Below are 12,368 nucleotides of genomic sequence, written 5' to 3'. Positions count from 1 at the left end.
AGCTTCTATTCACTGGCCTCTTTCACCGAAGATTGATTCGCTTGCATATTTTGGCAGCCTGCAGGGTCGCTAATGACACTCGAGCGTTTGTAGAGTAGCGCCCTGCTGGCAATTCGCGCATCCGGCGAGTTTGAATGAATTTTGTGAATCAGGGGTTTAGGAAGATCTATGAAAAACAGAACCGAACATCTGAATCTTCTGGAGCAATTGAAGCTGGTCGCTGAAGGACTGGGGGAAACCTTTGCACCATTCTGCGAGGTGGTGGTCCACGATCTGCAAGATGCGAAGCATGCGATCTACGCTATCCATAACAATCTGTCTGGACGCGGCATCGGCGACCCAGCCACAGAACTTGGGCTGGCACGTATTGCTGATCCTGAGTTTCCCGAAGTGATAGCCAACTACGCCAATCGTTTCGCTGATGGCCGACAGGCTAAAAGCACTTCGATCGGTATCAGGGACTCCAAAGGAAAATACGTTGCCGCTCTCTGCATGAACGTCGACCTGACGCTTTTCCAGAGCGTGCAATCGGCTATAAGCCAGTTCACTAGCGTAGAAGCGCGGGTGACCGAAACGCTTGATACCGACAGTGCCGGAACGATCAGGGCCAAAATCGATCAGTTCGCCGCGCGCTTGGCCAGCACTCCTCGCTCACTAAAACCTGAAGACCGTCGCGCTCTACTCAGAGAACTGCGGGATTCGGGATGCCTTGAAATTCGTAAGTCAATGGAGGTTGTGGCGCAGCACTTAGGTGTATCTCGCGCCGCCGTGTACAACTATGCGAAATGACGCAAAACTGCTTGTTCTGGACAAAAACCATGTTGAGTCACTGCTGACGCACGACGATGTGTTGTACGCAGTTCATGAAGCCTTCGTCTTGCACAGCCAAGACGAAGGCCGAGTTTTTCCGGTTGTTCGGGAGTCCTTGGTAACCGGGGGCGTTTTTGGAATCAAATCCGGCGACGTCCAGAGCCAGAACCTGTTGGGTTATAAGGCAGCAGGATTTTGGCCATCCAACCGAAAGGTGGGGGGCGAACCACATCAAGCAACAGTCATGCTGTTCGATCCTGAAACTGGACGTCCTACTTGCCTGATCGACGGCAACGCTATTACCACCGTTCGCACCGGCGCTGCAGGTGGTTTAGGTCTCGAACTTTTCGCCCGACCTGAGAGCACTAAAATCTGCGTAATCGGCAGCGGTGTACAGGCGCGTATTCAGTTGCAATTTGCATTGAGAATGCTGCCATCCATGGAGTTCGCTCAGTACGTCACCTATGACGGTCAACGAGATCTGGCGTTTGAGTCAATCTTTGCCAATCAGTGTGACTTGGCCCATTCCAAACATCCAAGTCTGGCAGTAAGCGGCAGCGACGTCGTTGTGACCGCCACACCCGGCGGCGGGGAACTGTTCAAACTCGAGGCAGTACAACCGGGAACGCACATCAACTGTGTCGGTACCGATACACGAGGTAAGCGTGAACTTCCGAGTGGTCTACTGGAACAAGCTCGGGTTTTTGTCGATGACCGCATTCAGGCACAGCAGATCGGCGAAACCCAGTGGGCTCCTTCTATCCACTGCACGGAGATCGGCGATGTGCTCAGCGGTAAAGAAGGCTTTGAACGTCGCCCTGGAGACATCACCATTTTCGATATGACAGGGTTGGCACTTCAGGACTTGACCGTGGCTCGCATGCTCCAAACCAAAGCAAATGAGCGCGGACTGGGCATACAACTTCCCTGGCCTTGGTAAGGCTGGCTTCATAATTTCTACACAACTGAACTTCTAATTTCGCCTGGGGAAATGTATTCCCTTTGTGCTTCTCATTCGGATGAAACTCATGTCGAACGCAATTTTCTGCGCCAATAGCCTTGAAATCACTCCTCCAGTTGGCCATTACTCCCATGTCTGCATAGCAGGCAATTTCATCATGATTTCCGGCCAGTTACCGGTTGACCCTCAAGGCAAGCCCTTGAACAACCATTGTTTCGAAGACCAGGCCAATCAAGTGCTGGCCAACCTGGAAAGTTGCCTACAGACAGCCGGCGTCGACAAAAACAGTTTGGTTCAGGTGAGGATTTATGTGACCGATATCCAGCAATGGCCGCTTTTCAATAAAATCTACGCGCAGTGGATTGGTGATCATCGCCCGGCACGTGCGGTGGCGGGCGTCGCGGAGTTGCATTACGGCGTAGCCGTAGAAGTCGAAGCAATGGCCCTCGCCGCCGTTTAATGGGTGCTTAAATTCCTCGGGCGCTCTGGTCAGCATTGTCTTGAAGAACCAGAGTTGATATTCGGGCGGGCATTGCCAACCGACTTCCAAGCTCAGTTGGCTTCACGCCTTCGTCAAAGGATTGAGCGCGGAAGAGAACCAACGAATGGCGCCTCAAGATCCCTCCCTTCGACATGAAGCTCTCGGCCAAAAGCGGTCACTCCGTCTCGCTAACGAAACAGGGGAGTGCTTGCGCGGTTTATTTTTCTAGCCAAGACAAGAAAGAAGATATGGAAGCATTTATTGCCCAACGCCCGGCTGCGTTTGAATGGCGATAAACGCAGACGGCCTGCGTTAATGCTAACGGCCGCGATGGTTCCCTGCACTTTTTCCCCGTAGTGAGAGTTTGCCATCGGTCCTGGGAAACCTCCGATGGCAACCACCGAAACTAGCAATTCAGGATTGGTTTACAAAGCCTGAACTATATTTTCAGTTGCTTGAAGTGAGCCTACACAGGTGTTACACCACGGTCCATGATTGCAGAAAGCCTTGGAGTAAAACCTCGCTGGTTGCGGCGATTTCGTTCTCAAGGGATAGCCAAAACGCACTCAAAGCTTGTTTGCTTTCATCTACGTAATCGGCAGGAAAAGTTCACTGGGAGACGCCATTTGCGAAATTGCACTCCACCTGTCCAACCGATTGAATCGGTACTGCCCCTCCCCTGCATTCGATCCTGGTCAATACCTTTATAAAGCATGTTTGGCTGAAAGCTGCGCATTGCTTCCGGTGGCGAAAGAAAGAGATCGCTCCAAAGCACCTTGTCCGAGTGCTTAGGAAATCGGGGACGATTCAGTCAGCGCGTTTGCGGGTTACGAAGCTGGTATCCAGCAGGTATGACCTAGGGACGGCATGGCTCAAACCACCTGCTTTGGTTCTCTTCGTCACAGCGCAGCAACGAGTGTGCGCCACGGGCAACCCCAATGAAGAAACAAGTTCGATACGATGTTCCTATGCCTGAGGCAACCGCGAATCTTTCAGGCATATCGTGCCATGCGGTACCTGAACACAGCGCCCATTGGATGCCGTTGAGCATCAGGCGGTCGTTGTTCAGGGGGCGTCCCATTTTCTGTGACCCTCGCTTACTCCCCAGGAAGCGTCGAATACGGTTGCTTTATCCGAGGCAATATTGCTTGACTTACTTTATTGCATTACTGCTACTGTTTTTGCGCAGTGAAATGTCTTCGGATCAACCTTGGACTCAGTGAAAAAGCTGAGCTTATTCAATCAGCCTGCCTGCATATAGGCGCTATTTTTCGCATAGAAGGGAATGTTAATGGATGTTTCACCACGAATATCTCTCACCTCTCAAGGACCGGAGTTTTCTCGAATCGTGTATGGCATGTGGCGCTTGAACGAGTGGTCTCTATCGGTCTGCGAACGCCAGGAACTTATTGAGGCAGCACTCGAACTAGGGGTGACGAGCTTCGATCACGCGGACATTTACGGTGGCTATCAGTCCGAAGAGTTGTTTGGTGAAGCGCTCGCGGCAGCACCGCACTTGCGCAAACACATGCAGCTTGTCAGCAAGTGTGGAATCAAGCTGATCTCTTCTCGGCGGCCAGAGCATCGACTCAAGAGTTACGACACGAGCTTCAGTCACATTGTCGCGTCAGCCGAAAGCTCACTACGAGCCCTGCGCACCGAGTACCTTGACTTACTATTAATACATCGTCCTGATCCGTTGATGGATGCAGATGAAGTTGCACGCGCATTCATGGTGTTGCGCCAGGAGGGAAAAGTTCGCCATTTCGGCGTGTCGAATTTCTCACCGGCTCAGTTTACGCTGCTCCAGGACCGGTTGGTCGCCAATGGTATGACATTGGTCACGAATCAGGTCGAATGCTCATTGCTGCACTTGGACCCTGTCTACGATGGGACGTTTGACCAAGCCCAACAGTTGAAGTGCGCTCCAATACTGTGGTCGCCACTCGCCGGCGGAAGTATTTTTACCGATTCAGGCCCGGTGGCCAAGCGAATCAGGGAAAGCCTCACACGCATAGGAGAGCAATTGGGCGAGTCTGCAACAACGGTTCTTATGGCTTGGTTGCTTGCGCTGCCATGCCAACCGTTGCCGATTGTAGGATCGAGACGTCTCGATGTTTTACGTGAATCGGTACGTGCTTGCCAGCTAGCCATTACGAAAGATCACTGGTTCGAACTTCTGCTCTCGGCACAGGGGAGCGAAGTACCGTAATGAGTGGTGATTCGGCAGGTGAGAGCTGGATTGCCGCACGGAAAATCTCGATAGCCAAACTGCCCTACTAGACACTCGATTTGCGAAAAACACCTAGAGATTTGGAGAAAACACTTCAGCCAACCTTCCCTGGCTCGGTTGGTCCATCAACCGGGCCTGCCTGTTTAGAGGATATTCAACGGATATTCGGTAATCAGGCGCGTCTGCACCAGGTGCCCTCCGGTGGATGCATCGCCATCGTGCAAAGCCTCGCGCAGACGGAAGGACAGTTTCTTGGCCGGGCCGCTCTGTACTACGTATTTCACTTCGGCGTCGGTTTCGTGTTCCTGGTCGTTTGCACCATAGAACCCGGTGTAGGCCGAATTGCCGGGAGTATGCGTTCCGTCGATGCCGGAACCGCGGATATGACGGGCCATGAAGCTCAGGCCAGGGGCGCCAAAGGTGCTCATGTCCAGGTCATAGCGCATCTGCCAGGACCTCTCGCCCGGGCCGTTGAAGTCGGAGTACTGCACCGAGTCAGCGAGGTTGATTGAGTTTCCGTAACGGCCGGCACCGACGCCTGCGTTGGTCTCTCCAAAACCGACATAGTCGAATGGCTCGTTACCATCAACCTTCTGTCCGGCCAGGGTGAAGGTCTGCGCGCCAACGGTGTAGGCCGCCGCCAGCGAGGCTGCAGTGGTGTCGATGGTCCCGGCCTTGGCGCTGCCGTCGTCCAGTGTGCGATAGAGGTTGAAGTCCAGCGCGACGGATTGGTCAGTGGTCAGTGGATGAACAAGGTTCAAGTTGACGTAGTACTGATTCCAGACGTCTTCCAGGTGAGCTCCGTACAGCGACGCGGTGAACTCCTTGCTGAACTGGTACTTGCCCCCCGCGAAGCTGGCCGACGGTGCCGCCACACCTGCATAGCTGGCGAGAATGTCGCCGCTGCGCGAGGTGGTGGTGTTACCGGTGCCCGAGGTGTAATGGCCGGCCTCCAGGTTCAGGCCGGTGATCTCATGGCTGTCGATCTGCAAGCCCGATGCTGTCTGTGGCATCAGGTAGTTATCGGCAGTGGCGAACACTGGCGCCGTGGGCTGCAAGTCGCCGATCTTGAGCGTGGTGTTGGAAACACGGAACTTGATGTCACCACCGGCCTTCGCATAGCCTCGATCCGGATTGCCATTGGCGTCGGATGGAATGGTCGGGCCACCGGCACGGTCGGTGTTCCCATCGATGCGCAACGCCAAGTCGGCAAACGCATCAATGCCGATGCCAACGGTGCCTTGGGTGAAGCCCGAACTGTAGGTCGCCATCAGCGCCTGGCTCCAGTCACGGGTATGGCTGCCGCTGCCGTTCTGGTTCCAGAACACGTTGCGGTTGAGAATGTTTAAACTGCTGTCCGCGACAAAACCCTTGGCGTCGGACTGATCGCTTGCATAGCTGATGGCCGGCAAGGCAAATGCCAGCGCCACGGCCAAGGTGTTGAGTTGAAGTAGCGGTTGGCGTTTTCTCATTATTTGCTCCTGTGCACGAGTTCGTGTTTGAGCATTAAGGCGACAGCCCAGACCATCAACAAATGAAACTGGATGAATATTTTGATATCAGACCTGGCTCCTGGATAGGCGATGTCTGCGCATCCGTAGCCACCTTTTTCGTTGATACCTCGCCCGCACAAACATCGAGCACACACGTCCGAAATCGGGCACATAAGTAACAAGTAGCACCGACCGCCCTACCCTCCAGCGTACCGTCGATTGCGCCCAGCCCTTGTGAACCGGGGGTTTTACCACTCCGTCAAAAATTGGCATAGGCTTTGCTTATTCTGAAAATCATCTGATATATCAGATGATTTTCAGGAGTGAGCATGACCGAACCTAGCGACTTTTCCAGCCATCGCCAGAGCGCGATAGCCCCCACAAAAAGCGCAGCCCAACTGCGCGAACTGGCCTATGCGCAGATCAAGCAGCGGATTATCAGTTGCGAGTTTCGTCCTGGCGATGCAATCAACGAAGCGCAACTGATTGCCGCCCTGGGTATCGGCCGAACCCCCATCCACCAGGCGCTGCACCGCCTGGAAGTGGAAGGCATGGTCACCATCATGCCGCGCAAAGGCGTGATGGTGACCGCGCTGTCACTCAACGATGTACTCGACATGATCGAAGTGCGCGTGAGCAACGAACAGCTGTGCGTCAAGCTCGCCGTTGAGCGCGCCAAAGACACCGACATCCAGGCCATGCGCGACATCCTCGAGCGCACCCCTGCCCTTTTAGCCAAACACGATGTGGCAGGGCTGATGGCGCTGGACCTGCAATTTCACATGTCGATCTCGGCCGCCGCCCACAACCGCGTGCTGGCCGAGCTGCTGCGCAACCTGCACGAAAAACAGGCACGGTTCTGGTACCTGACCCTGTCCGAAAACCACCACAGCGAACGCATCTACGACGAGCACCTGCAAATCCTTGAAGCGGTGGAACAGCGCGACGGCACTGCCGCCATTGCCGCGATCCATCACCACATTGACGATTTCCGCCGCGCCATCATGCGCACGCTTTGATCACTCAACACGAGAGCTTTTTATGACTCAGCTAACTTTCCACGTCGTCGGTCAAGGCGAACACAACGCCAGCATCAAACACTTGATCATCGCCGGCTGGGCTGGCCGTAACAGTGAAGCGGTCGAGCACCACATCGCCGAACTGGAAGCGCTGGGCGTACGCCGCCCGACCCAGGTGCCATGCTTCTACCGCGTGTCTGCCAGCCTGTTGAACAACGCCGAGACGATTCAGGTGCCGGGCAAGGATTCTTCCGGCGAGACCGAATTCGTGCTGATCCCCAGCGAGCAAGGCCTGTTGATCGGCCTGGGCTCGGACCACACCGACCGCAAGGTCGAAAGCTACGACGTGACCGTGTCCAAGCAGATGTGCGACAAGCCCATCGCCCAACAGGTGTGGCGCTACACCGAAGTGCAGCCGCATTGGGATGACTTGGTCATGCGCACCTGGCGTGTTCGCGATGGCGTGCGCGAACTGTACCAGCAAGGGCCGGTGACCAACCTGCTGGCGCCGGAAACCCTGCTGGCCAAACTCAACAGCGACGCCGCGCTGCCGGCCGACACCGCGATGTTCTGCGGCACGCAATCGGTCATCGGCGAGCTGGGTTATGGCGAAGCCTTTGAAATGGAACTGTTCGACCCTGTCCTCAACCGCAGCCTGCGCCACCAGTATGGTGTCGAATCGCTGCCTGTCGCCGAGTAAGCCCACGATGACCACGATTGCAGCGTTCGCCCTGGCCCTTGCCGAGGGTCGCACCACCAGTGAAGCATTGGTCAATGAGGCGTTGAAGCGCATTGCAGCGCATCGCGCGTCAGGCGGCGTGGCCTATGTCAGCGTCGACGCCGACAGCGCCTTGCAGGCAGCACGCGCCAGCGACCTGGCGCGCGCATCCGGCTATGTGCCGTCGGCGCTGGCCGGGTTGCCCGTGTCGATCAAGGATCTGTTTGACGTGGCCGGCCAGGTCACAGCGGCCGGCTCGCAGTTACTCGCCGACGCCCCGCCCGCCCGCCGCGATGCGCGGGTTGTCGAGCGCCTGAGAGCGGCGGGCGCGATACTGCTCGGGCGCACCAACATGAGTGAGTTTGCCTTTTCCGGGCTGGGCTTGAACCCGCACTACGGCACACCGTTCACGCCCTGTGCCGATGGGCGTATCGCCGGTGGCTCCAGCTCCGGCGCTGCCGTAAGCGTGGCACTGGGCATGGCGGTGGCAGGCTTGGGCACCGACACCGGTGGCTCTATCCGCATCCCTGCCGCGTTCTGCAACCTCACCGGTTTCAAACCCAGCGCCAGCCGTGTACCGATGGCCGGCACCTTTCCTTTAGCCGCCAGCCTCGACTCAGTCGGCGCGCTGTCAAACAGCGTCGCCGACTGCATCCTGCTGGACCAGATACTCAGCGGCCAATCGCTCGATACCCGCGCCGCGCCGTTGGCCGGGCTGCGCCTGGCGGTCACCCGCGATGTGGTGCTCGAACAACTGGACGCCACCGTGGCGGCTGCGTTCGAGCGCAGCCTGGAACTGCTTGCCAAGGCCGGTGCAAGCATTCGCTGGTTCGACTTCCCGGAGCTGCACGAACTGCCGCGCATCAATGCTGCAGGCGGGCTCACGGCCGCCGAAGCCTGGCATGGCCATCGCCAATGGCTCGAAGGTGATCACAGCGAAGCCTATGACCCACGCGTTGCGCAACGCATACGCCGTGGCGCGGCCATCAGTGCCGCCGATTACCTGGACATCCACGACGAACGCCAACGCCTGATCAGCGTGGCGCGTGAACGCCTGGGCGATGCCGATGCGTGGTTGCTGCCGAGTGTCGCGGTGGTGCCGCCAAAACTGGCCGACCTGGCCGATGATGCGGCCTTTTTCGCCACCAACGGCCTGGTCTTGCGCAATACCAGCGTGCTGAATTTTCTTGACGGCTGCGCCCTCAGCCTGCCGTGTCAGCGCGGCGACGAACTGCCCGTAGGCCTGTCGATTGCCGGCCTGCACGGTCAGGACGCGCGGGTGTTGCAAGTGTCTCGCTCGATCGAGGCTCTGTTGCGCGAAAGCACGTAATACACCGTCGTTGAGCCAACGGCAGGCGCGTCCTGCCGTGGGTTCAACCACTGACTCACCGCAAAAAAATCCACGGCGGCCGCCCGTGCGCCCGCACTCGCCTGCCAATCGGCTTGCGTAGCCCACTGCGCAACGAATTGACGAGACACTTTATGAACCCAAGTAACGCAACGTCATCGCTGGAACTGGACCACACGCCGATGCCCGACGAAGTGGCTGTGGTGTATCGCAAGATCGCCTGGCGGCTGCTGCCGTTCCTGGTATTCCTGTTCGTACTGGCCTGGATCGACCGGGTCAACGTCGGTTTCGCCAAGCTGGCGATGCTGCAGGACCTGGGGTTCAGCGAAGCCGTCTATGGCCTGGGCGCCGGGATATTTTTCATTGGTTACTTCTTCTTCGAAGTGCCGAGCAACCTGCTGCTTGAGAAGATCGGCGCGCGGCGCACGCTGGCGCGCATCACGATTATGTGGGGCCTGACGTCCGTCGCCATGGCCTATGTCGAAAGTGCCTGGTCGTTCTACGTGTTGCGGTTCTTGCTCGGCGCCTTCGAGGCGGGCTTCTTCCCCGGCGTGGTGCTGTACCTGACCTACTGGTTTCCGGCGGCGCAGCGCGCAAAGATCAACGGCATGTTCATGACTTCTTTCGCCATCGCCGGCGTGGTCGGTGGCCCGCTGGCCGGGTTTATCATGAGCCGTATGGTCGGGGTCGGCAGCCTGGCCAACTGGCAATGGCTGTTTATTCTCGAAGGCATTCCCTCGGTGATCGCAGGTTTTCTGGTGCTGCGCTACCTGCCGGAAAAACCCATCAATGCCAAATGGCTGAGCCCGGCGCAACGCAAGATGGTCAGCGACACCATCGCCCTCGAAGACAAGGCGCCCGGCAAACACAGTGACCTGCGTTCGCTGATTCGTTACCCCAAGCTGTGGCTGTGTGCGCTGGTGTATTTCTGCCTGGTCAGCGGCAACGCGACCATTGCGTTCTGGACCCCGTCGGTGATCAAGGCGCTGGGCGTGGATGACACCCTGCACATCGGCCTGCTCTCCTCGATCCCGTTTATTTTGGGCACCGTGGCAATGCTGTGGAACGGCTTTCATTCCGATAAAACCTCGGAACGCCGCGTGCATTGCGCCATGGCTGCGCTGCTGGCCGGGCTCGGGCTGATTGGCACCGGGTTGTTTATCGGCAACGCCGTTCTGGCATTGATCGCCCTGACTATTGCGGCCATGGGCATCCTTGCTGCGTTCCCGGTGTTCTGGTCGATTCCGGGCGCGTTTCTTGCCGGCACCGCCGCCGCCGGCGGCATTGCCTTGATCAACTGCATCGGCAACCTGGCGGGGTTTGTCGCGCCTTACATGATCGGCTGGCTCAAGACCCTGACCGGCAGCCTGGCTGCCGGCCTGTACATGGTCGCCGCCTTTGAAATACTCGCCTGCTTGCTGCTGCTGGTGCTATTCAAAGGGATCAAAGTCAGCAAATCACCGGTTTAGCGGGTTTGCATTCGGGTGGACTCGTGGAGGGTCACTGTTCACACACCCTCCTCAAAGATGGCAACCGCCCTCACAAAACCGGCCGAGGCGTGTTTAATCTTGTAGGGGAAACACGAGACCTCAAAGCCGTGGGCCGGCAACGTTTCCAGATTAGAGAGTTTCTCCATCTGTCCGTAACCGATCTCCCGTCCAGCCTTGTGCCCTTCCCATATCAGGGAACTGTCTCCGGTGGCGGCAAACCGAACACGGGTATGGCTGAACGGCGCGTCCCAGCTCCACGCATCGGTGCCTACCACACGCACACCTCGCTCGAGCAAGTACAAGGTGCCTTCACGGCCGATACCCACGCCCGCGTCGAGGTAGCCAGGCTGGCCAAACAACGCGCCTGCGCGGGTGTTGACCAGCACAATATCCAGCGGTTGCAGCACGTGATCGATGCGTTTGAGTTCGGCCTCGATCTCTGCTGCGGTGACCACATGCCCATCCGGAAGGTGGCGAAAATCCAGCTTCACACCGGGGCGCAGGCACCACTCCAGCGGCAATTCATCAATGCCGTAGGCCGGCTTGCCGCCATCCGTGGTAGATGCGTAATGCCACGGTGCGTCCATATGCGTACCGCTGTGGGTGGTGATGTCCAGCCGTTCTGCAGCCCAGGCCTCCTGACCGGGCATGTCTTCAATGTTCAGGCCGGGAAACATCGCCAGCAGTTCTTCGATTCCGGTCTGATGGTCGGCGTACTTGATTTTCGGCAGCAGCGGCGGCGGATCGGTGTAGGGGTTGTTTTCCAACGTGACGGACAGGTCCACGAGTCGACGTTTGCGTTCAGTCATGACAGTGCCTTTTGTGTCAGAGAAGTAGCATCCACTACGCGCTGATCGATAGCGCCGAATACCGATTCGCCTTCGCCGTCCAGCGCCTCGATGCGGATGCGGTCGCCAAAGTTCATGAACCCGGTCAGAGGCTTGCCTTGTTCGATCATCTCGATGGCCCGTCGCTCGGAGATGCACGCCGACCCTGCCGCACGGTCGACGTTGGACACCGTGCCGGAGCCAATGATGGTACCTGCACGCAGGCGCCGGGTGCGGGCGGCGTGCGCGATCAGGTCCGCGAAACTGAAGCTCATTTCGGCGCCATTGGGCGCACCGAACCAGCTTTGGTTCCAGGTGACCGTCAACGGCAGGCATACCCGTCCATCTCGCCATGCATTGCCGAGCGCTTCGGGGGTAACGGCCACCGGCGAAAAACTTGATGAGGGCTTGGCCTGCAAAAAGCCGAAACCGGTGCTCACCTCATGCAGCAGAAACCCGCGCAGGCTCACGTCGTTGACCAGCAGCACCAGCCGCACGTATTGCAATGCCTGGTCGGCGGGGCAGCCCATCGGCACCTCGCCGACGATCACTGCAAATTCGCCCTCGAAATCGATATTGTGGTTCACCTCCGGTAACGGGACGTCATCGCACGGCCCAAGGAAGTCGTCGCTGGCGCCTTGGTACATCAAGGGGATGCGCTCGTCTTTCATGGGTGCCAGGTCGAAGGCCTTCTGCAGCAAGTGTGCGTGGTTGAGAAACGCCGAACCGTCACACCACTGATAGGCGCGCGGCAGCGGCGCAGCAACGAGGGTCGGGTCGAATGCAAACGCCTCGAACGCCCAGCCCTGGTTGAGCGCCTGATACTGCAAGTTCAACACCTGTTCGGCCTCGGTCCAGTTGTCCAAGGCCTGTTGCAAGGTGGCAAAGGGCTTCGCGATCACCGCACTGCGCAAATCCCGGGAGACCACCACCAACTGGCCGTCGCGCTGGCCATTTTTTAACGTAGCAAGTTTCATCGAAGCCTCCT

General features: G+C 57.7%; 11 protein-coding genes and 1 pseudogene. 8 read left to right on the top strand and 4 right to left on the bottom strand.

Translation table 11 applies throughout. The annotated features are described in order from the left end of the window. Positions 1–168 precede the first annotated feature (168 nt). The 3 genes from ACA065_RS15135 to ACA065_RS15125 all read left to right on the top strand — a co-directional run bounded on the left by ACA065_RS15135 (position 169) and on the right by ACA065_RS15125 (position 2,231). On the top strand, positions 169–789 hold the full coding sequence (locus ACA065_RS15135; protein WP_497695222.1) for a helix-turn-helix transcriptional regulator: 621 nt from the start codon (positions 169–171) through the stop codon (positions 787–789). Continuing rightward, positions 779–1,750 (top strand): ornithine cyclodeaminase family protein, encoded by a 972-nt coding sequence (locus ACA065_RS15130; RefSeq protein ID WP_497695221.1) that lies wholly within the window; start codon positions 779–781, stop codon positions 1,748–1,750. The genes ACA065_RS15135 and ACA065_RS15130 overlap by 11 nt, the downstream gene beginning before the upstream one ends. An 88-nt stretch (positions 1,751–1,838) precedes the next feature. Further along, positions 1,839–2,231 carry a RidA family protein gene (locus ACA065_RS15125; protein WP_497695220.1) on the top strand — a complete coding sequence of 131 codons (393 nt, stop codon included), beginning with the start codon at positions 1,839–1,841 and terminating at the stop codon, positions 2,229–2,231. A 973-nt stretch (positions 2,232–3,204) separates the two neighbouring features. On the opposite strand, the pseudogene ACA065_RS15120 reads toward ACA065_RS15125, so the two are convergent. Beyond that, positions 3,205–3,339: pseudogene (locus ACA065_RS15120) on the bottom strand (transposase); the annotation flags it as partial. Positions 3,340–3,543: 204 nt separating this feature from the next. On the opposite strand from ACA065_RS15120, the gene ACA065_RS15115 reads away from it, so the two are divergent. Further along, the gene (locus tag ACA065_RS15115; protein WP_497695219.1) at positions 3,544–4,464 is read left to right on the top strand and encodes an aldo/keto reductase; all 921 of its coding nucleotides are present in this window, start codon (positions 3,544–3,546) and stop codon (positions 4,462–4,464) included. 164 nt (positions 4,465–4,628) lie between these two features. Here ACA065_RS15115 and ACA065_RS15110 read toward each other — a convergent pair whose 3' ends face one another. Continuing rightward, the gene (locus ACA065_RS15110; RefSeq protein ID WP_497695218.1) at positions 4,629–5,957 is read right to left on the bottom strand and encodes an OprD family porin; all 1,329 of its coding nucleotides are present in this window, start codon (positions 5,955–5,957) and stop codon (positions 4,629–4,631) included. 350 nt (positions 5,958–6,307) lie between these two features. Here ACA065_RS15110 and ACA065_RS15105 point away from each other — a divergent pair, with 350 nt between their 5' ends. The 4 genes from ACA065_RS15105 to ACA065_RS15090 all read left to right on the top strand — a co-directional run bounded on the left by ACA065_RS15105 (position 6,308) and on the right by ACA065_RS15090 (position 10,532). Then, entirely contained in the window at positions 6,308–6,997 is a 690-nt protein-coding gene (locus ACA065_RS15105; protein ID WP_497695217.1) for a GntR family transcriptional regulator, read from the top strand. A gap of 22 nt (positions 6,998–7,019) precedes the next feature. Next, positions 7,020–7,697, top strand: coding sequence for a DUF2848 domain-containing protein (locus ACA065_RS15100; RefSeq protein WP_497695216.1), 678 nt, complete (start codon positions 7,020–7,022; stop codon positions 7,695–7,697). Positions 7,698–7,704: 7 nt separating this feature from the next. Continuing rightward, on the top strand, positions 7,705–9,045 hold the full coding sequence (locus ACA065_RS15095) for an amidase (protein WP_497695215.1): 1,341 nt from the start codon (positions 7,705–7,707) through the stop codon (positions 9,043–9,045). A 152-nt stretch (positions 9,046–9,197) separates the two neighbouring features. Beyond that, on the top strand, positions 9,198–10,532 hold the full coding sequence (locus ACA065_RS15090; protein ID WP_497695214.1) for an MFS transporter: 1,335 nt from the start codon (positions 9,198–9,200) through the stop codon (positions 10,530–10,532). A 38-nt stretch (positions 10,533–10,570) separates the two neighbouring features. On the opposite strand, the gene ACA065_RS15085 is transcribed toward ACA065_RS15090, so the two are convergent. Together ACA065_RS15085 and ACA065_RS15080 are read right to left on the bottom strand one after the other, a co-directional pair. Beyond that, on the bottom strand, positions 10,571–11,362 hold the full coding sequence (locus ACA065_RS15085) for a cyclase family protein (RefSeq protein ID WP_497695213.1): 792 nt from the start codon (positions 11,360–11,362) through the stop codon (positions 10,571–10,573). After that, a complete protein-coding gene (locus ACA065_RS15080) occupies positions 11,359–12,357 on the bottom strand; it encodes a fumarylacetoacetate hydrolase family protein (RefSeq protein WP_497695212.1) in 999 nt (332 codons plus the stop codon). The genes ACA065_RS15085 and ACA065_RS15080 overlap by 4 nt, the downstream gene beginning before the upstream one ends. Between the last annotated feature and the right edge of the window lie 11 nt (positions 12,358–12,368).

The sequence above is a fragment of the Pseudomonas sp. LBUM1640 genome (genome assembly GCF_059716225.1).
This window is presented reverse-complemented; position numbering and strand designations above follow the sequence as displayed.

What these genes read in the sequence shown, in the direction of transcription:
- ACA065_RS15095 (WP_497695215.1), top strand. Translation starts at nt 7,705, where the DNA reads ATGACCACGATTGCAGCGTTCGCCCTGGCCCTTGCCGAGGGTCGCACC.
- ACA065_RS15090 (WP_497695214.1), top strand. Translation starts at nt 9,198, where the DNA reads ATGAACCCAAGTAACGCAACGTCATCGCTGGAACTGGACCACACGCCG.
- ACA065_RS15085 (WP_497695213.1), bottom strand. Translation starts at nt 11,362, where the DNA reads ATGACTGAACGCAAACGTCGACTCGTGGACCTGTCCGTCACGTTGGAA.
- ACA065_RS15135 (WP_497695222.1), top strand. Translation starts at nt 169, where the DNA reads ATGAAAAACAGAACCGAACATCTGAATCTTCTGGAGCAATTGAAGCTG.
- ACA065_RS15080 (WP_497695212.1), bottom strand. Translation starts at nt 12,357, where the DNA reads ATGAAACTTGCTACGTTAAAAAATGGCCAGCGCGACGGCCAGTTGGTG.
- ACA065_RS15115 (WP_497695219.1), top strand. Translation starts at nt 3,544, where the DNA reads ATGGATGTTTCACCACGAATATCTCTCACCTCTCAAGGACCGGAGTTT.
- ACA065_RS15110 (WP_497695218.1), bottom strand. Translation starts at nt 5,957, where the DNA reads ATGAGAAAACGCCAACCGCTACTTCAACTCAACACCTTGGCCGTGGCG.
- ACA065_RS15125 (WP_497695220.1), top strand. Translation starts at nt 1,839, where the DNA reads ATGTCGAACGCAATTTTCTGCGCCAATAGCCTTGAAATCACTCCTCCA.
- ACA065_RS15105 (WP_497695217.1), top strand. Translation starts at nt 6,308, where the DNA reads ATGACCGAACCTAGCGACTTTTCCAGCCATCGCCAGAGCGCGATAGCC.
- ACA065_RS15100 (WP_497695216.1), top strand. Translation starts at nt 7,020, where the DNA reads ATGACTCAGCTAACTTTCCACGTCGTCGGTCAAGGCGAACACAACGCC.
- ACA065_RS15130 (WP_497695221.1), top strand. Translation starts at nt 779, where the DNA reads ATGCGAAATGACGCAAAACTGCTTGTTCTGGACAAAAACCATGTTGAG.